General features: G+C 61.2%; 14 protein-coding genes. 1 reads left to right on the top strand and 13 read right to left on the bottom strand.

Going from position 1 to position 18,100, the window contains the following annotated elements:
• Positions 1–24: 24 nt before the first annotated feature.
• From QF010_RS00070 to QF010_RS00045, 6 genes are all read right to left on the bottom strand, one after another.
• A complete protein-coding gene (locus QF010_RS00070; RefSeq protein WP_429532289.1) occupies positions 25–1,803 on the bottom strand; it encodes an acyl-CoA dehydrogenase C-terminal domain-containing protein in 1,779 nt (592 codons plus the stop codon).
• 7 nt (positions 1,804–1,810) lie between these two features.
• Positions 1,811–4,330 (bottom strand): efflux RND transporter permease subunit, encoded by a 2,520-nt coding sequence (locus QF010_RS00065; protein ID WP_429532288.1) that lies wholly within the window; start codon positions 4,328–4,330, stop codon positions 1,811–1,813.
• A 15-nt stretch (positions 4,331–4,345) separates the two neighbouring features.
• Entirely contained in the window at positions 4,346–5,434 is a 1,089-nt protein-coding gene (locus tag QF010_RS00060; RefSeq protein ID WP_429532287.1) for a WD40/YVTN/BNR-like repeat-containing protein, read from the bottom strand.
• 149 nt (positions 5,435–5,583) lie between these two features.
• Positions 5,584–6,942 (bottom strand): DUF1329 domain-containing protein, encoded by a 1,359-nt coding sequence (locus QF010_RS00055; RefSeq protein ID WP_429532286.1) that lies wholly within the window; start codon positions 6,940–6,942, stop codon positions 5,584–5,586.
• A 41-nt stretch (positions 6,943–6,983) separates the two neighbouring features.
• Positions 6,984–8,987: a DUF1302 domain-containing protein gene (locus QF010_RS00050; protein WP_429532285.1), complete on the bottom strand. Its 2,004-nt coding sequence runs from the start codon at positions 8,985–8,987 to the stop codon at positions 6,984–6,986.
• Positions 8,988–9,114: 127 nt separating this feature from the next.
• On the bottom strand, positions 9,115–9,681 hold the full coding sequence (locus tag QF010_RS00045) for an RBBP9/YdeN family alpha/beta hydrolase (protein ID WP_429532284.1): 567 nt from the start codon (positions 9,679–9,681) through the stop codon (positions 9,115–9,117).
• Between the two features lie 355 nt (positions 9,682–10,036).
• Between QF010_RS00045 and QF010_RS00040 the strand changes: the two genes are divergently transcribed.
• Positions 10,037–11,095 carry an AraC family transcriptional regulator gene (locus QF010_RS00040; RefSeq protein WP_033061533.1) on the top strand — a complete coding sequence of 353 codons (1,059 nt, stop codon included), beginning with the start codon at positions 10,037–10,039 and terminating at the stop codon, positions 11,093–11,095.
• Between the two features lie 224 nt (positions 11,096–11,319).
• Here QF010_RS00040 and QF010_RS00035 read toward each other — a convergent pair whose 3' ends face one another.
• From QF010_RS00035 to QF010_RS00005, 7 genes are all read right to left on the bottom strand, one after another.
• Positions 11,320–12,330 (bottom strand): YeiH family protein, encoded by a 1,011-nt coding sequence (locus tag QF010_RS00035; protein WP_429532283.1) that lies wholly within the window; start codon positions 12,328–12,330, stop codon positions 11,320–11,322.
• Complete coding sequence (locus QF010_RS00030; RefSeq protein WP_429509358.1) at positions 12,327–12,653, bottom strand: Rieske (2Fe-2S) protein; 327 nt, start codon at positions 12,651–12,653, stop codon at positions 12,327–12,329. The genes QF010_RS00035 and QF010_RS00030 overlap by 4 nt, the downstream gene beginning before the upstream one ends.
• Positions 12,650–13,312: a DsbA family oxidoreductase gene (locus tag QF010_RS00025; RefSeq protein ID WP_429532282.1), complete on the bottom strand. Its 663-nt coding sequence runs from the start codon at positions 13,310–13,312 to the stop codon at positions 12,650–12,652. The genes QF010_RS00030 and QF010_RS00025 overlap by 4 nt, the downstream gene beginning before the upstream one ends.
• Positions 13,309–14,637 (bottom strand): MFS transporter, encoded by a 1,329-nt coding sequence (locus tag QF010_RS00020; RefSeq protein ID WP_033061528.1) that lies wholly within the window; start codon positions 14,635–14,637, stop codon positions 13,309–13,311. The genes QF010_RS00025 and QF010_RS00020 overlap by 4 nt, the downstream gene beginning before the upstream one ends.
• A gap of 92 nt (positions 14,638–14,729) precedes the next feature.
• Complete coding sequence (locus QF010_RS00015; RefSeq protein ID WP_046055197.1) at positions 14,730–15,782, bottom strand: beta-keto acid cleavage family enzyme; 1,053 nt, start codon at positions 15,780–15,782, stop codon at positions 14,730–14,732.
• A gap of 87 nt (positions 15,783–15,869) precedes the next feature.
• Positions 15,870–16,718: a TauD/TfdA dioxygenase family protein gene (locus tag QF010_RS00010; RefSeq protein WP_429532281.1), complete on the bottom strand. Its 849-nt coding sequence runs from the start codon at positions 16,716–16,718 to the stop codon at positions 15,870–15,872.
• Between the two features lie 14 nt (positions 16,719–16,732).
• A complete protein-coding gene (locus QF010_RS00005) occupies positions 16,733–17,713 on the bottom strand; it encodes a quinone oxidoreductase family protein (RefSeq protein ID WP_429532280.1) in 981 nt (326 codons plus the stop codon).
• Positions 17,714–18,100 lie beyond the last annotated feature (387 nt).

The following is an 18,100-nucleotide window of genomic DNA, read 5'->3' as shown; positions in this document are numbered from 1 at the left end:
GTTCCCGGTCCTTTTTACGTGGGCTCAGAACTGCTCTGCATCCAGTTGATAGAGGCATTCGCTGCCAGCCTTGGCCGATGCACTCAACGAATGAATACGTGGCAGCAGACGGGCGAAGTAGAAGCGCGCGGTGGCCAGTTTGCCGGCGTAGAAAGCGTCCTTGGAATGCGTGCTCATGGCGGTTTTGGCCATTCGCGCCCACATGTAGGCGTACGCGGTGTAGCCGAATACGTGCAGGTACTCGACCGAAGCTGCGCCGATTTCATTCGGGTTGTTATGGGCTCGGTCCAGCAGCCACGAGGTCAGTTCGTCGAGGGTGTCGACGGCGGCGTTCAACGGTTTGGTGAACTCACTGAGGTCGGCGCAAGCATTGGCGGTAAATTTGCGGATTTCCGACGCGAACAACCGGTACAGCGCCCCGCCGCTGCCGACGATTTTGCGCCCGGCCAGGTCCAGTGACTGGATACCGTTGGTGCCTTCGTAAATCTGCGTGATGCGCACGTCGCGAACCAATTGCTCCTGGCCCCACTCGCGGATGTAACCGTGGCCGCCGAAAATCTGCTGGCCATGCACCGTGGTTTCCAGCCCCATGTCGGTGAGGAACGCCTTGGCCACAGGGGTCAGCAGCGACACCAGTTCCTGGGCGCGGCTGCGGCTTGCCGCGTCATCGCTGTACTTGGCAATATCCAGTTGCAGGGCCACGTAGCTGGAGAACGCCCGCCCGCCTTCATTCAAGGCTTTCATGGTCAACAGCATGCGCCGTACATCCGGGTGAACGATGATCGGATCGGCGGGTTTGTCCTTGTTCTGCGCGCCGGTCGGCGAACGGCTTTGCAGGCGGTCACGGGCGTATTCGACGGCGCTCTGGTACGAACGCTCACCCAACGCCAGGCCCTGGATACCCACGCCCAGACGTTCGTAGTTCATCATGGTGAACATCGCCGCCAGGCCCTTGTTCGGCGCATCGATGATCCAGCCAGTCGCCCCGTCAAAGTTCATCACGCACGTGGCAGAAGCCTTGATGCCCATCTTGTGCTCGATGGAACCGCAGGACAGCGCGTTGTGCTCACCCAGCGAGCCATCGGCATTGACCAGCACCTTGGGCACCAGAAACAGCGAAATACCTTTGGGACCGGCGGGCGCATCCGGCAACCGTGCCAGTACCAGATGAATGATGTTTTCGGTCAGGTCGTGCTCGCCGCCGGTGATGAAGATCTTGCTGCCGCTGATCTTGAAACTGCCGTCGGCCTGAGGTTCGGCTCGGGTGCGAATCAGGCCCAGGTCCGTGCCGGCATGTGCCTCGGTCAGGCACATGGAACCGGTCCAGGTGCCGGCGTACATGTTCGGCAGATAGCGTTCCTTGAGTTCCTGACTGGCGTGGGCATTGATCGACAGGCACGCACCGGCGGTCAGCATCGGGTACAGGCCGAACGACAGACTGGCCGAGTTGACCATCTCCTCGACCTGAGCCGAAATCGCCTTGGGCATGCCCATGCCACCGAACTGCGGATCACCGCCAACACCCACCCATCCACCTTCGGCGAATGCCTGATAGGCCGCGACAAAACCGTCCGGCGCCTGGACGGAGCCGTTGCTCCAAGTGCAACCCTGTTCGTCACTGCTGCGGTTCAACGGTGCGATAACTTCGCCACTGATCTTGCCGGCCTCTTCAAGGATCGCGGTGGCCGTTTCTTCATCGATCACCTCGGCCAGGCCAGGCAATCGGGCCCATAGCCGGGACACCTGGAAGACTTCGTTGAGTACGAAGCGCATATCGCGCAAAGGAGCATTGTAATCAGACATGGTTGGCTTACTCGGAAGTGGTCAGGGCATGCGGCACACCCTGGCGTTGAGAGATTTCAGTGTTAGCGGTCTGCGCATCAGGACCCGGCTGAAGCGCCCGTTCGCGCAGCAGGAAATAAGACAGGGCAGGAATCAGCACCAGCGCGCCGAGCATGTTCCACAGGAACATGAAGGTCAGCAGGACGCCCATGTCGGCCTGGAACTTGATCGGCGACCAGACCCAGCACACCACGCCGGCCGCCAGGGTGATGCCCACCAGGCCCACGACCCGGCCGGTAAACGACACGGCGTTGCGGTAAGCCTGAGACAGCGGCAGGCCCTGGCGCTGGTAATGCAACTGCACGCTGAGCAGGTACAACGCGTAATCCACGCCGATGCCCACGCCCAATGCGATCACCGGCAGAGTCGCGACCTTCACGCCAATGCCCATGGCCACCATCAATGCTTCGCAGAGGATCGACGTCAGCACCAGTGGCAACAGGGCGACCAGGGTCGCGCGCCAACTGCGGAAGGTGATCAGGCAGAACAACGTAACCGCCGCATAGACATAAAGCAGCATCGTGCGATTGGCCTCGCGCACCACAATGTTGGTCGCCGCCTCAATCCCGGCCGACCCGGCCGCCAGCAGAAACTGGCGATCTTCGCTGTTGTTGTCCCGGGCGAATTTTTCGGCGATGCCCACCACGGCATCCAGCGTCTCGGCCTTGTGATCCTTGAGGAAGGTGATCACCGGCATCAGCGAACAATCGGTGTTGAACAACTCAGGAGAGTTGACCGAGGCTTGCTGCGCGGCGTAGTTCAGCACGTCCTGATTGCGCTGGATGCTGTTGAGCTTGGGGTTGCCTTCATAGGTGCCGGCGGTGATCTGGCGCACCGCGTTGACCAGCGAAGCCGTCGCCTGTACGCCCGGATATTGCTGCAGCTCCCAGGCCAGACGGTCGGCGAGGATCAGCGTCTTGTAATTCAGACAGCCTTCCGGTGCGGTCTTGATCATCACCGCGAACAGGTCACTGGACAGCGCGTAGTGGCTGGTGATGTAGGCGTTGTCACGGTTATAGCGAGAGTCGGCACGCAACTCCGGCGCGCCACTTTCCAGATCGCCGATCTTCAGTTGCAGGCTGACCATGAAGCCGCCGATGCCCATCAGCACCGCGACCAATACCGCGCCCGTGGCCCACTTGCGCGTGGTGAAGCGGTCGAGTAAATCCCACAGTTTGCCGAAGCCTTTGTGCCCTTCTGCGCGCGTGTCGATTTTCAGCGCACGCTCGGCAGCCTTGGCGCCAACGCCGACATAAGACAGCGCCACCGGCATCAGCAATAGCGAGGTGAAAATCAGCACCGCCACACCGATACTGGCGGTGATCGCCAGGTCGCGGATCACCGGAATATCGATCAGTATCAGCACCGCGAATCCAACGGCGTCGGCCAGCAGCGCGGTGACGCCGGCAATGAACAGACGGCGGAAGGTGTAGCGTGCGGCGATCAGCTTGTGGGTGCCACGGGCGATGTCTTGCATGATGCCGTTCATCTTCTGGGCCGCGTGGGACACCCCGATGGCGAAGATCAGAAAAGGCACCAGCACTGAGTACGGGTCGATGGCATAGCCGAGCCAGGCGACGATGCCAAGCTGCCAGACCACCGCAATCAGCGAGCAGCCGACCACCAGCAAGGTGCTGCGCACGCAGCGGGTGTAGGCGTAAATGATGATCAGCGAAGTGACGACGGCCAGGCCGAAGAACATCATCACCTGAATCAGCCCGTCGATCAGGTCGCCCATCAATTTGGCGAAACCGATCACCCGGACTTTGTACTGACCCTTGCCCTCCTCCCCGGCCTTGCGTGCAGCGCTGTCGCCGGCGAACTCGATGTTGTCGCGCAACTGCTCTTCGAGCATCTGCGAAAAGGCGTGGTAGTCGATGCGCTGACCGCTGGCCGTGGCCTTGTCCAGCAGCGGCACGATCAGCATGCTCGATTTGTAGTCGCTGGCCACCAGACTGCCGACGATACCGGCGCGGGAAATGTTCTGGCGCAGCTGTTCTATTTGCTCAGGCTTGCCCTCATAGGTATCGGGCATCACCGGACCACCCTGGAAACCTTCCTCGGTGACTTCGGTCCAGCGCACCGCCGGGCTCCACAGCGACTTCATCCAGGCGCGGTCGACACCTTCGGTGAGGAACAATTTGTCATTGACCTGCTTGAGCACGTCGAGGTAACCGGGGTCGAAAATATCACCCTGAGTGTTCTCCACCACCACCCGCACCGAGTTGCCCAGACCGCGCAACGACTGGCGGTTTTCCAGGAAGTTCTGGATGTACGGCTGACTCTGCGGAATCATTTTCTCGAAGCTGGGGCGCAGCTCCAGGCGCGTCGCGGCCATGTAGCCCAACACCACGGTGGCGAGCGCCATCAGCAGCATGAACAGCGGACGGGAGTTGAACACCAGCCGCTCCAGCCGATTGCCGGATTGGCGGTCGAAGTCCCGCAGATCGCGGATCACCGGCATGGTTTCTTGTTTGATATTGCCCATGTCTGGGTTCTCGCTCTAAAGGTTCGAGGGCTTATCAACGGACAGCGTCCGTGCACCACGGCTGCCAACCACCACCAGCGCACCGTCGGCGGCGCGCGTGACACCCGTCACCGGGACCGGCTCGGCGTGCTGCACCCAGCGCATTTGCGCACCGGCGCCCTGGCTCACCAGCATCTGCCCGCCCTGAGTGAACAAGCGGTAATCACCCTGCGCATCGACGATGCCGGCGGTGATGCTGACGTGCAGGCCACTGTCCTGCGGGGTCCAGCTGAGACCGCCATCGGTGCTGCGCAGCACATTGCCGCGCAAGCCGTAGACGAGCGCTTCCCCGGGCTTGCCGAGCACGCCGAAAAAGCTGCCCTGATAAGGTGTCTGCACGGCGGCGAAGCGCTGTTGGGCGTCATTCCATTTCAGCAACAAGCCCTGCTCGCCGGCGATGTACAGCGCATCGCCGGTGGAGGCGATGGCGTTGAGGTGAAAGCCCTGCGGGTTGTCGGTGCGGTCCTGAAACGGGGTCCAGCTCTGGCCGCCATCCTCGGTGCGCAGGATCAGGTTAAACACCCCGACCACATAGCCGAGGCGGTCGTTGGCGAACCAGACATCGAGCAAGGGTTTGTCGGCGCCCTGCGCCACCAGGCGCTCACCTTCGGCGACCAGCAGTGGCCATTGTTCGTTGCCAGGTTCTGCACGGGCCAACTCGCTGTAATGCTTGACCAACAAGGCGCCGATCTCGCGTCCGTCCAGTTGCTTGCGCCAGGTCGCACCGGCGTCGTTGCTGTGCAACACCACGCCGTCGCCGCCCACCGCCCAGCCCTGGGTGGCGGAAGGAAAACTCACGGCATTGAGGTCGGCACTGACCGGCACCGTGGCCTGCTGCCAGTGCTTGCCGGAATCATCGGAAAACAGAATATGGCCACGCTGGCCGACGGCGATCACGCGCTCACCGGCGCGGGCCATGCCGGACAACGGACTGTTGATGGCCAAGGCACTGACCCTGGCGGGCAGGTCCAGCACATCGACGTAATCGGCCGCGTGGGTGACGCCCTGCAACAGGCCGAGCACCACGCCAAACGCCACCTGCAAATAATTCTTATACGAACACATACCGCGTCCTCTTCGGAAAACCGCGCCGGGACACACATCCGTGTGTCTGACGTTCACACCTGGCGCCCGCGACGATCGGCGTGCACCGACCGCCGCACGGTCCACGCCTTGTGAGCAGTGGACCTTGCGGGCGCTTTATTGCGGTTGGCTTAGCGAATGCCGCTGCCGGCCAGGGATTCCGACGACCATTGCGCCTTGGAAAGCGGATCGATGTACTTGATGCCGCCGTAAGGCCCGACCACGCCATTGATGTTGTAGGAACCCCCCACCAGGTCGTAGATCATGAAAGGTGTGGAATCCGGGATCTGCTTGTCATAGCTCTGGCTGAGGAACGCGAAGGAGCCACGGTACAGCTGACCACGGGCGTCGTATTGGTCAGAGGCCAGAGCGGTCCAACTGTCCTCATCGAGGTAGAAGCGACGCTTCTGATAGATGTGTCGAGCGCCGGCCTTGAGGTTGCCCTCCACCACCCAGACGCGGTGTTTTTCCCAACGCACGTAATCGGGAGCCAGGTGATTGGCGGTGGTCAGCGACTTGGGATCCTGGGCGTAAGTCAGCTTGTAGGTGTTGTAGGGCACGATCATTTCCTGCTTGCCCACCAGCTTCCAGTCGTAGCGATCCAGTGCACCGTTGAACACGAAAACATCGTCGTAGGTGCCCGCGCCGGCGGTGCCGGGGTTAGGCGTGTCGTAAGCCAGGTTCGGTGCCAGCTTGACCCGACGCTGTCCCGGCAGGTATTGCCAGGCGCGGCGCGGTTGCTGCAGAGGGTTGGCGGCGTCCTTGAGCATCACCGCTTCACCGGCCCGACGTGCGGGGCCGGTGTAGGACAGCTTCATCTGGTAGTACACGTCGGCGCTGCTGATCGGCTGCGTCAGGTTCTCGTAGATCGGATAGGAAATGAACGCCTGCCCGGTGGTCGCCAGGCTAGGCACGCCGGCGGAGTCGACGTTCCAGGAGTCGTACTTGGAGTTGATGCTCACGCCTTGATAGCGCAGCAGGAAATTCCACATCGCTTCGTTGCCCGACTGCGGGATCGGGAACGGCACGCCCGGCAGCACGTTATCGATGGCCAAACCGCCTTCAAGGGACTTGGCGCCGCTGGCATTCTTCACGCCGTTATCGAGGATGGCTTTGGGCAGCGAAACGGTGCGGTGGGTCGGGTAGACGTTAACGTGGAAGCTCGGGAAACGCTTGGCCAGTTCCGCCGTGGTTGCACTGAGCAAGCCCTTGTACTGATCGACGTTTTTGCCGTCGATCACCAGCAACGGTTTTTCGTTGGCGAAAGGGTCCGGACGCATGCTGTCGCCGGATTTGAAACTGGCCGGCGGCGTGGTCAGGCCACCGTCATAAGCGGGAATGGAACCATCAGCGTTCCCGGCCTTTTCGGCGCCTACCAGGGTCAGGCTGCTGCCCAATTTGGCAGCGTCCTGGGTTGAAACAGCGGCCTGTGCCTGGGCGGCAAGGACCACGGCCAGCGAAGCGGCCAACACGGTTTTGGCGAATTTCATCTTGTTATTCTCCTGCTTGCATTGAGCAAATCAGTGGTGAATCAAAAAGTGGTTTTCATCGTCAGGTAAACGGCGCCACGGTCCTCAGTCGTTGCACCACCACCGGAGAAGGCCGAGTAGCCACCGGCGTAACAGGCGTAGTTTTCATTGCCGCTAAAGGCATTGGGTGTGGAGCCGTCGCCTCCCTTCGGACCGGTACTCACACCGCTGACATTGCACTTGTCGGCCTTGCCGAAAGAGTCCACGTACTTCAGGTCGACAAAGTATTTGTTGTACACAACGGCCCCGAGGCCGACGGCGTAGTTACCGGTGTCTTTGGCGCCGCCACCGGAGACCGGTGACACGCCATCGAGACCGAGGTTGATGGACATCGGTGCGTTGAGGTCGACGCCGGGAAACACCTGGTACCAGGTCGGTGTGAAGTTGACCGCGAAGCCCCAGTTGTCACGGGTCGGCTGGTCGATGCCGTGGTAGGTGTCCTTGCCTTTGTAGAGCGCCTCGTTCTTGCTATCGAGCTTGAGCAGGTTGCTGTAATACAGCTCGCCAAGCAGGGTTGCCGAATCGAACACAGGTGTTTCAGCAATGGTCATCAGACCGTTGAGCGTCCAGTGCAAGGTGTCGCCGGTGGCGGCCATGCTGTCGCCCCTTTGCGGGGTGTCATAGACCACACCGGTGCCGGGCGTGCGCGCCGGCAGCAGGCCAAGCCCCTGGCCCAAACCCAGTGGACTGTTAGTGCTGACAATCGCCGGAATACTGGCCAGCGGCATGTTGTGACGAATGTTCAGGTCCGAACCCACGCTCACACCGCCGACATCCTTGGACAGGCTCAGGCCAACGATCTTGATGTTGTCGGCATAGGCCATTTGATAGGTGGCCGTGCTCAGCGAGTTGAGCGTATTGACCACCGCAGGCACTTGCCCTGCCGGCCGGGTGCCGTTGGGGTTGGCCGAACTCAGGCCACGGGCATCGAGCCAGGCTTGCGGCAGGATTTCCGAGGTTTCGCGGTAGTAAACGCCGAGGGTGCCATCCAGCCAGGCCGGCGACCACTTGGCCATAACGCCCCAGTCACCGCGCTTGTCCGGCGTCAGGTCATGACCGCGACGGACGTTGGTCAATTCATTGCACGGCGCCAGGCCGCAACCCAGAGGGCTGCCAGGCACGACAGCATTAGTGTTACCCAGCAGGAACGACTGCGCGCCGAAACCGACCAGGTCGGAACCACCGTAGTAAGTGCCGGCTTCCGGCAGGCGAGCGGCGTCCCAGTCGAGAAAGTACTGGGCCGCCAGGGTCAACTCTGGGTTGACGGTGAACGACATCGACAGCTGATTACGCGGAACGAACAGCTCCTTGGCCTCAGTGCCCGGCGAGGCGGCCAGTTTGGCCAGGTCCAGGCCGGATTGGCCGTAACTGATCGAGTGCACCGGGTTGAGAATGGTCTCGCCCCAGAACACGTTGTGCTGACCGGCCTTGACGCTCAGCAGCGACTCCTCGCCCATTTCGGTGCTGTAGAACACGAAGGCATCGAGGATTTCGCCGGACGGACCGGTGTAGTAACGCTGGGCATAGTTGCTCAGGTGCGGGCTGCCGTTGCCGACGTTGTCACCGGTGACCGCGGCCAGACGCGGGTCGTTGGCGACCAGCCCCGACCTTGCGTCATTGCCGTTGACGAACGGGTTTGAATTGGAACCGGTGTTCTCGTAGGCCTTGTCGTACCAACTGGCGGCGCTGACACGGAAACCCATGTGGTTCTGGTAGACCACATCCATCTCGGTCAACAGGTCGATACGGTTGGTGATGTTGGTCCCGGCCTTGCGGAAGTTGTAGTCGCCGTCGTTGTTGTTCGGCGTTCCCAGCATGCGTTTGTCGGCGCTTTCGGTGCGTACGCCGTAGTTGTACTTCACGGTGTTATCAAGACGTACGGTCCAGTCCGGGTTACCTGTGTCGAGCTCGACCGCGTGCGCGACCGGCACGGCGGCGGCCAGAATGGCCGAGGCCAACAAGGTGTAACGCGAGGGTGCGAACCCGTGACTCTTATTGTTGTGCATTGCGTTGTCTCCGCCTTTTTGTATTTGTTTTAAGCGCAGCCGCCCTCGCGCAACCCCTTGTTCCAGGGGTTTACGTTTTCAGGAGTGAGGGCAATTGCCGGATGGCGCGGGCCAACCGGCGCCTGAACTAGCTATCCAGCTCGAGGATGAGTGCTTCGGCGTGTGGCCAGCGCCCATACCCGGCAGCAGGATTGAGATGACCGACGTCGCCGAGATTGAGCAGTTCGCTGCCCCAGCCTTCGGCCATGCGCGTGGCGGCGTCCAGGCTGGCGAGGTGGTCGTTGGTACTGGCGGCCACCAGACTGCGGAACGGCAACCGGCCTTTGGGTAGAGGGTCCCAACCCTGGGTGCGCAGGGTTTCAGCGGATGGGTAGCCTTGCGGCCATTGAGCATCAAGGTCCGGCGGAGCGGCCAGCAGCGCGCCCTTGATCGGCCGACTGTGTCGGGCAGCCCAGTGCGCAACCATCAACACACCGGCGCTGTGAGCAACCAGAATCACCGGCCCGTCGATCTGTTCCAATTCATGCTGAATCGCTTCGACCCGCTTGCTGCAATCGAGCTTGTCGGTTTCCAGCGGCGGCACACTGCGTACCTTGCACAGCCTGGCTTCAAGCAACGTTTGCCAATGCTCGGCAACGTGCTCGCGCAGACCCGGTACGATCAGAACGGTTGCGGCAGTTTGCAGTTTGTCCACGTCAACACCTTCGCTTTCTCGATAACTCGACTGGCTCTATTCGCCAGGGGCTTTTTGTAGGACTGACATTAAAGAGCGCCCGCCCGAGGCGCTTTTCATTGGACGTCAGGCACTTTTCTTTTCATGACAAATTTCCAGGTGTTGGCGCACGGCGACCATTGGTCGAATATCCCCGCAGGTTCTCTACAGCTCACTGTAATCAATGGGTGAGCGTCGATTGCCTCACAACAACGGTGTGATTTTGGACAGCTTTGGGCGAGCGCCCTCGACAACGTCACAACTGTTCAATTGTTGATGTGCTGGATATAGTCGCCACGCAAATTTGAATCGCAACCGGCCCAGGAAAGACCTTCGCATGCCCAAGCTTGTTCGCGCCGCCGTCTTGACCAACTACCTGGAGGTCACTCAGTACCTGGGGTTCAATCCGCGCGATGTACTGGCCGGCGTCGGCTTGAGCAAAACCCAGCTGCAAGCCCCTGAACATCGCATTCCCATCGATGCCGCCGTGCGTCTGCTGGAGGATTCAGCCGCCGCCAGTGGCTGCCAGAGTTTCGGCCTGAGCATGGCCGAGTCGCGCCAGCTCTCGGACTTCGGCGTGGTCAGCCTGCTGCTCAGCCACCAGCGTACGCTGCGTGATACGTTGCAAGTGTTGGTGCACTACCGTCATCTGATGAACGATTCGCTGGCCCTCTTCATCGAGGAGGCTGGCAAAATGGTGATCATTCGCGAAGAGGTGGTCACCGAATCGCCGATGCCCTGCCGACAGGCCAATGAACTGGCGATCGGGGTGATGTTCCGCCTGTGCGCCGCCCTGCTCGGCGCACATTGGCATCCCTACAGTGTCAACTTCACGCACCAGCCGCCCGACAACCTGCAACTGCATCGTCGTCTGTTCGGCTGCAAGCTGGAGTTCGGCAGCGAGTTCAATGGCATTGTCTGTCCCAATGCCAGCCTCGACATGACCAACCCCCATGCCGACCCGGCCATGGCGCGCTATGCCCAGAGTTACCTCGACTCGCTGCTGAACCACGAAGGCCAGTCGATGCTGTTCGAGGTGCGCAAAGCCATCTACCTGTTGTTGCCGATGGGACGTGCCACCATCGAGCAGATCGCCCAGACCCAGGGCATGAACGTTCGGACCCTGCAACGACGCCTCAAAGACGATGGCTGCGCCTTCAACGACCTGATCAACGACGTGCGCCGTGACCTGGTGTTGCGCTACCTGGAAAACCCGAATTACTCGTTGGGCCGGATCGCTGACATGCTCGGCTACTCCATGGCGAGTTCCTTCACTCGCTGGTTCATCACCCAGTTCGGCATGCCGCCGGCCGCTTGGCGCAGCGCGCAAAAACAACCCAAGCCACCCAGCGAACCGAGCGCCCTGCCCGGCTCCATGGAACCCTGGGACGACTGAAAGGGACGCAAAAAAAAACGGCGACTGCTGGCACAGTCGCCGCAAAAAAACCGGTGTCTATGACACCGGCCTAGGAGTCCTGTGGCGAGGGAGCTTGCTCCCGCTGGGGTGCGAAGCGGCCCCAAAACAGTCGCCGCGTACTTTCTGAAAAAACACAGTGGTCCTGGAAGAGGGGCGCTTCGCACCCCAGCGGGAGCAAGCTCCCTCGCCACAGTGTTGTGTGCCTACATTCCCCAACGCAGCAACAACAGCACTAGCACGACGAGGAACACCGTCTCCCCCACCATCAACAGGATCGGCTTGATGCCCACCGCCGCCAGTTCCTTGAGTTGAGTTTTCATGCCCAGGGCACTGATGGAAACCACCAGGCACCAGCGCGACAATTCATTGACCGAGCCCTGCACCACCGGGGCCACCCAGCCGGTGCTGTTGATACAGGCCAGAATCAGAAACCCGACGGCGAACCATGGCAGCAGCGGCGGTCGTTTGCCGGTCGTGTCAGCGCCCTGCATGCGGGTGATCATGGCCGCACACACGATCACCGGCAGCAGCATGGCAACCCGCATCAACTTGACCACCGTGGCCGTATCGCCGGTCTCGGTCGACATGCTGTAACCGGCACCGACGACCTGGGCGACATCGTGGATGGTGGCGCCCAGGAACACGCCCGCCACTTGTGGCGACAACGACAGCCAGTTGGCAATCATCGGGTACACGATCATCGCCAGGGTCGACAGCGCCGACACCCCGATCACCGTGAATAACGTCGCGCGTTCTTTCTGCGGATGGTTGGGCAACGCCGCCGCCAGCGCCAACGCAGCCGACGCACCACAAATCGCGGTGGCCCCACCGGTGAGCATGCCGAACAAACGCTGAAAACCCAACGCCTTGGCCGCGATCACCGAGACGCCGATGGTCACCACCACCAGAATCACCACCAGCGCCACAGGCTTCCAGCCCAGCGCGGCCATCTGTTCAAGGGTGATGCGCATACCCAGCAGCGCCACACCAATGCGCAACACAGTGCGCGCAGTGAACTCGATGCCGGCCTTGCAGGTGCCGTCACTGGCCAGGAAGTTCAGCGCCATGCCCAGCAACAAAGCGAACAGCATCACCGGCGCACCGTAGTGCTCGGACAAAAAAGACGCTGCGGCAGCAACGATCAAGCTGACGACAAAACCTGGCGCCAGTTCGCGCGTTCGGCTGTGGATACGGGTGAGAGCGATGGCGCTCATGGCGCGGCCTCCTCGGGAACGATGACGATGAATGCCTGGCCGTCGATGATCTCGACCGGGTAGTTGGCGACTTTGACTGCGGTGGAATTGAGCAAGTAGCCGCTGCGCAAATCGAAGCGCAGGCCATGGGCGCAGCACTGAATCACCCGCCCCTCAAGGCGCCCGCCACACAGCGAGGCGCCTTGGTGCGGGCAACTGTCGTCGATGGCAAACACGTCACCGTCGACGTTGAACAGCGCCAGGCTTTTGTCATCGAATTCGAACAGTGCACGACCGCCCGCCTGCGGGAGTTTTCCGGCAGGCACGGGGATACGAAGGTTCATGCCGGTTGCCGCTCGTGATCACGTTTCTTGAGCGATTCGTTCATGGCCTCGAGCAGCGCCTGAGCAGGTTGTGCACCGATCACCGTCATGCGGCGGTCGAACTGAAAGCTCGGCACGCCACTGGTCGCGCCGGGGAAGCCTTCAAATGGCGTGGCGTCACCCTTCAGGCAATCGAGCACCGCGTCTGTATCGACGCCGCAGGAGCGGGCAATGGCGAGCAAGGTCTCGCGGCACCCCAGGTTTTCACGTTTGCGGAAATAAGCGGCGAACAGCCGTTCGAGCAACATTTCACGCTGAGTAGCATTGCCCAGTACGCTGACTCGTTCGAACAGACGGTGGGCGTCTGCGGTGTTGGGCATCGTCTCGATGTGGCTGAGGTCGATGGTCAGTCCAACCGCCGCGGCAGCCTGCTGTACCTGGGCTTGACGCATGGTCATAGCCTCGGCATTGCCCAGACGCTTGCGATAGAAGTCGGCGAAGGGTTCACCTTGTACCGGCAACTGAGGCAGCAACTGCACGCCATGCCACACCGTGGTGATCTGCACATCCGGGTGGCGACTGCGAAACTGTACCTGCGCATGCTCCAGTTGACGCTTGCCGATCAGGCACCAGGGGCAGATGAAATCGAAGAACACATCAATACGTAAACGACCACTCACAACTTCACCTCTAACACGGATTCGTCCACCGGATCGATGACCCGCTCACCCTTAAGCCGGGCAATGTCCTTGTGGTAATGACACTTGGCATAAAAGAACACGGCCGCTGCCGCCAGGCTGACCAGTGGCACTAATTGAAAAGCAGCCTGCAAACCAATGAGGTCAGACACCTTGCCGGTGATGAATGGCCCAGGCGCCAGCCCCAGCATGTTGTTGGCCAGGGTCAGCGTGGCGAAGGCCGTGCCGTGGACCGAGTAATGGGTCAGGTTGGCAACCATCGCGCCGCAAGGGCCGGTCGTGCCGGCGGCAATCAACATGCCGAGGCAGATCAGCACCAATTGCACTGGCCCTGCCGGCAGGGCGAACGCCGCCGACAACAGCAGGCAACTGCCCAGGCAATAGGCGATGGCCAAAGCGACTTTGCGCTCCGGCGCATGGCGCGACAGTCGATCGCTGAGCATGCCGCACAGGATCATCCCCGCACCGCTGCACAGCACGATGATCGCCGCGACACCGCCCGCCTTGTCCGTGGCCATGTCGTAATAACGGTTGAGGTAACTGGGCATCCACACAATCACGGTGCCGCCGACGAACAGTTGCAAACCACTGCCGACGTAGGCAGCGATGACCGAGCGGCTGGAAAACAGCGTACGCAACGGACGCTTGGCCGCTGCAGCCGCCTTGCTCGCCGCCAGGGAGGCACGTTGCGGCGCAATGCGCGCTTCCTTGACGATGACCGGGTAAAGCACAGCCAGCAGCAGGCCGAACAGCGCCATGCCGGCAAACGACCAGCGCCAGCCCAGCTTGGCGGCGATTGCACCGCCCAGCGCCATCCCTAATACCGAACCGAACATACCGCCCGCCATGAAGGCACTGGCCAGCGTTGCACGCAGGTGTTTGGGAAACACCGAAATCACCACCGCGATGCCGACGCTGCCGTACGCCGCTTCGCCGACGCCGACCATGAATCGTGCAATGAACATCTGCGGGTAGTCCTGCGCCACCGCGCAGCCCAGCGTCGCCAGACTCCACAGCAAGGCCATCAGCGCCAGGCTCTTGACCCGGCCAAAGCGATCCGCCAGCAATGACAGGGGAAATGTCAGCAGCCCCACCATCAGCGCGACAATGCCACTGAGCAGACCGAGCTGGCCGTCGCTCAGGGCCCATTCGCCCTTGAGCATCGGGAACACCGCGTTCAGCACCTGGCGCGACATGTAATCGGAAATCAACAGCCCGAACGTCAGTGCAAAAACGATCCAGGCATACGGGCGCGCAACACCGACAGCACAGTCGTCATCGTCTGCGGCGATTGGGTGAAAGGCCATGCAGCCTCCTCAAAGCTTTGTTTTATTGTTGTTATCAAGCGTGTTGCAGGGCAGCGAGCGGAAGGCCGTTGACCTCCCGCTTCGTCTGCCGATCAGCCGCGTTGCGGCACACCTTTCTGCCCAGCCTTGCGGTTGGGGGCCATACCGTTGGCCAGCAGTGTTTCTTCGATGCTCTGGTACTGCACGCCGATGCGGTAGATCTCACGGGCTTCTTTACCGGTGGCGATTTCGCGACCCAGTTCATGAGCGATGCGCACGGTCTGCTTGATCTGCGCAACTGAGCCGAAACGGTCGCCCTTGTGATCAATAATAGTGTCTTCATTGCCCACACGCGGGTGCAAACCCATGGCCATCGACATGGTGTTGAACGGCATGACGTTCTTGAGCAGCGACTCGGAGGTCAGGGTGCAACCGTCTGGCGCGCGGTGGATGAAGTTAAAGAAGTTGAACGGATTGGGGCCATCGAAACCGCCGCCGATACCGATCCAGGTCAGGTTCAACGGGCCCTTGTAGACGCCCTTGCGCACCAGACGCTCAAGGGTCTCCATGGCATGCATGCCAGTCAGCTGGAAGTGCGGCTGGATGCCGTTGTCCGTCAGACGCTTGAGGTGTTCGGCGACCCAGGCCGGGCCTGCCGGTACGGTCATTTCGCTGTAGGCCGCGTGGATCAACGGGTTATCCAGAGAAGTGCCCTTCAGGTACTCCGGATACAGCAACTCCATGATGTTCATCTGGGTGGTGTTGATCGCTACCGTGACCTGATCCGGTTTTGGCGTCAGCTCGGCCAGCATGTGTCGCGTATCGTCAGACAGCCACTTGGCCGCTTCGCCATCGCTTTCCGGCGCGAAGGAAATCGAACCACCGACCTGGATGATCATGTCCGGCACGGCTTCACGCACGCCGGCGATCAATTCGTTGAATTTGGACAGACGCTTGGAACCCTTGCCGTCCAGCTCGCGCACATGCAAGTGCAAGACGGTGGCACCGGCCTCATAACAATCGACCGCTTTTTGCACCTGTTCGTCCATGGTCAGCGGGATGTCTTCGGGGAAGTCTTCCGGCATCCATTCCGGGCCGTACGGGGCCACGGTGATGACCACCTTTTCCATGTTTTCCGGGTGCAGGGAATCGTCGAAGAATTGCATGAGTTACTCCTGTTCTTATGATTGTCGCGCCCACCCGGGATCGTGCCGGGCAGACGTGTTTACGAGTGCGAATGCAGAAGGGGTCGATCAGTAAGTCTTGTCGCCGATGATCCCGGCGCGCTCCATCTTGCGATGGCACGGCGGGTAATCCATGACGGCGTAGTGCTGGGTGCTACGGTTGTCCCAGATGGCGATGCTGTTGGGTTTCCAGCGCCAGCGCACCTGATACTCGGGGATGTAGGCCTGGCTGATCAGGTAGCGCAGCAACTCGCTCGCGCCAGGGTTGGCGTCCTGGCCGAAGCGCACCCGCTCGGGGGTGTGGTAGTTGCTCAAGTGCGTCGTGAAGGCGTTGACGAACAGCACCTTTTCCCCGGTTTCCGGGTGGGTGCGTACCACCGGGTGCTCGGCATCCGGGTACATCGCCTTGAGCGCCAGACGCTTTTCGATCGGCATGGCGGCGCCAAAGCTTGCTTCGATGCTGTGGCGCGCGCGCAGGTCGGCAATCTTCACCTTCACGTCCTCCGGCAAGCGCGCATACGCCTCGACCATGTTGGCCCACATGGTGTCGCCGCCCACCGGCGGGCACTCTACACAGCGCAGCACGCAGCCCATCGGCGGGGCCTCACGCCAGGTGGCATCGCTGTGCCAGGAGTTTTCATAGCGGTCCGCCGGCTGGTCCGGGTTCTTGTAGATGCGCACCAGCCCCGGATGATCCGGGTCGCTGCCCGCCACCGGGTGATCTTCCAGCTCGCCGAAGCGACGGGCGAAGGCCACGTGCTCGGCGCGAGTGATGTCCTGATCACGCAAGAACACCACCCGATGCTTGAGCAGCTGAGCACGAATCTCGGCAAAAAGACCGTCGTCATGCACCGCGTCTGCGAGGTTGACGCCCACCAGCTCCGCGCCAATGCTGCAGGTCAATTGTTCGACTTTCATGGCAGACAACTCCCTTAAATGACGAAAATCGACGAGCCCGTGGTCTTGCGTGACTCCAGATCGCGATGGGCCTGGACAGCATCCTGCAAGGCGTAGTGCTGGTTGATCTCAATCTTGATCCGGCCACTGCCGACATGGTCGAACAACTCACCTGCCAACGCGGCTTTTTCCGCCGGCTCGGCGATGTAGTCGGCGAGGGCCGGACGGGTCATGAACAGCGAGCCTTTCATCGCCAGCATCACCGGATCGAAGGCCGGGATCGGACCGGATGCCGTGCCGACGCACACCAGCAGGCCACGGCGCTTGAGCGAATCGAGCGAACCCATGAAGGTGTTCTTGCCGACGCTGTCGAACACCACGTTAACCCCTACGCCGTCAGTCAACTCGCGCACGCGCTGGGCAACGTCTTCGTGGCTGTAATTGATGACATGGTCGCAGCCATGGGCGCGGGCAATTTCGCCCTTGACCTCGGTGGACACGGTGCCGATGACGGTCAGGCCAAGCAGCTTGGCCCACTGCGAAACGATCAGGCCCACACCACCGGCAGCGGCGTGCAACAGAATGCTGTCGCCGGCCTTGAAATCGTAAATGCGCCGCATCAGGTACGAGGACGTCAAGCCGCGCATGGTCATGGCAGCGGCGGTCTCGAAGCTGATGGTTTCCGGCAGCTTGATCAGCGGCGCGGCCGGGATCAGGCGCTCGGTGCTGTAGGCCCCCAAGGTATTGAGAAAACCGGTGTAGGTGACGCGATCACCCACGCGGACATTGGTCACCCCTTCACCAATGGCCTGGACCACACCGGAGGCTTCAACCCCCATGCCATTGGGCATCGAGATCGGGTAAGTGCCATTGCGAAAGTAAGTGTCGGCATAGTTCAGGCCAACCGCCACATGACGAAGACGAACCTGGCCGGGACCGGGATCGCCAACTTCGACCTCCTCATAACGAAGGACTTCGGGACCACCGGTTTCGTAGAAGCGTACGGCTTTGGCCATTTTTTCTTATTCTCCAATCTGCAAGATGAGCGTGCTGCGTCGAATTGCGCTGATTGGACTGTAGGACGCCGTCTGGCGAGTCGCTTCTCATCAGACGACAATGGCTTTTCATTTCATGACAACTACCTGCGTGTACGAATTCCGGAAACGAAAAAGCCCGGCCTGCTTGCCGTAATGCTGTGCACTTGAGGTTGGGGACATATCCGTTTTTGCGGTTATGGCTGCTGGCGGTTTCGCTTTTACAGCGAGTCACTTGGAAAAGCCCCAAGTAACCAAGGGCTCTTGCCCCTGACGTTCGGTGCCTCGCCTAGGCTCGGCATGCCCTCGCTCCGGTCCTGCTCCGTGGGCCCGCCGCCATCGGCCATCCATGGCCGGGGGCGGCTAACC

The sequence above is a fragment of the Pseudomonas silensiensis genome (assembly GCF_050434865.1).
Taxonomy (GTDB): domain Bacteria; phylum Pseudomonadota; class Gammaproteobacteria; order Pseudomonadales; family Pseudomonadaceae; genus Aquipseudomonas; species Aquipseudomonas fluorescens_W.
This window is presented reverse-complemented; position numbering and strand designations above follow the sequence as displayed.

Bases quoted from the DNA above. Each gene is read 5' to 3' on its own strand.
- QF010_RS00070 (WP_429532289.1), bottom strand. From the start codon at position 1,803: ATGTCTGATTACAATGCTCCTTTGCGCGATATGCGCTTCGTACTCAAC.
- QF010_RS00065 (WP_429532288.1), bottom strand. From the start codon at position 4,330: ATGGGCAATATCAAACAAGAAACCATGCCGGTGATCCGCGATCTGCGG.
- QF010_RS00060 (WP_429532287.1), bottom strand. From the start codon at position 5,434: ATGTGTTCGTATAAGAATTATTTGCAGGTGGCGTTTGGCGTGGTGCTC.
- QF010_RS00055 (WP_429532286.1), bottom strand. From the start codon at position 6,942: ATGAAATTCGCCAAAACCGTGTTGGCCGCTTCGCTGGCCGTGGTCCTT.
- QF010_RS00050 (WP_429532285.1), bottom strand. From the start codon at position 8,987: ATGCACAACAATAAGAGTCACGGGTTCGCACCCTCGCGTTACACCTTG.
- QF010_RS00040 (WP_033061533.1), top strand. From the start codon at position 10,037: ATGCCCAAGCTTGTTCGCGCCGCCGTCTTGACCAACTACCTGGAGGTC.
- QF010_RS00035 (WP_429532283.1), bottom strand. From the start codon at position 12,330: ATGAGCGCCATCGCTCTCACCCGTATCCACAGCCGAACGCGCGAACTG.
- QF010_RS00030 (WP_429509358.1), bottom strand. From the start codon at position 12,653: ATGAACCTTCGTATCCCCGTGCCTGCCGGAAAACTCCCGCAGGCGGGC.
- QF010_RS00020 (WP_033061528.1), bottom strand. From the start codon at position 14,637: ATGGCCTTTCACCCAATCGCCGCAGACGATGACGACTGTGCTGTCGGT.
- QF010_RS00015 (WP_046055197.1), bottom strand. From the start codon at position 15,782: ATGCAATTCTTCGACGATTCCCTGCACCCGGAAAACATGGAAAAGGTG.
- QF010_RS00010 (WP_429532281.1), bottom strand. From the start codon at position 16,718: ATGAAAGTCGAACAATTGACCTGCAGCATTGGCGCGGAGCTGGTGGGC.
- QF010_RS00005 (WP_429532280.1), bottom strand. From the start codon at position 17,713: ATGGCCAAAGCCGTACGCTTCTACGAAACCGGTGGTCCCGAAGTCCTT.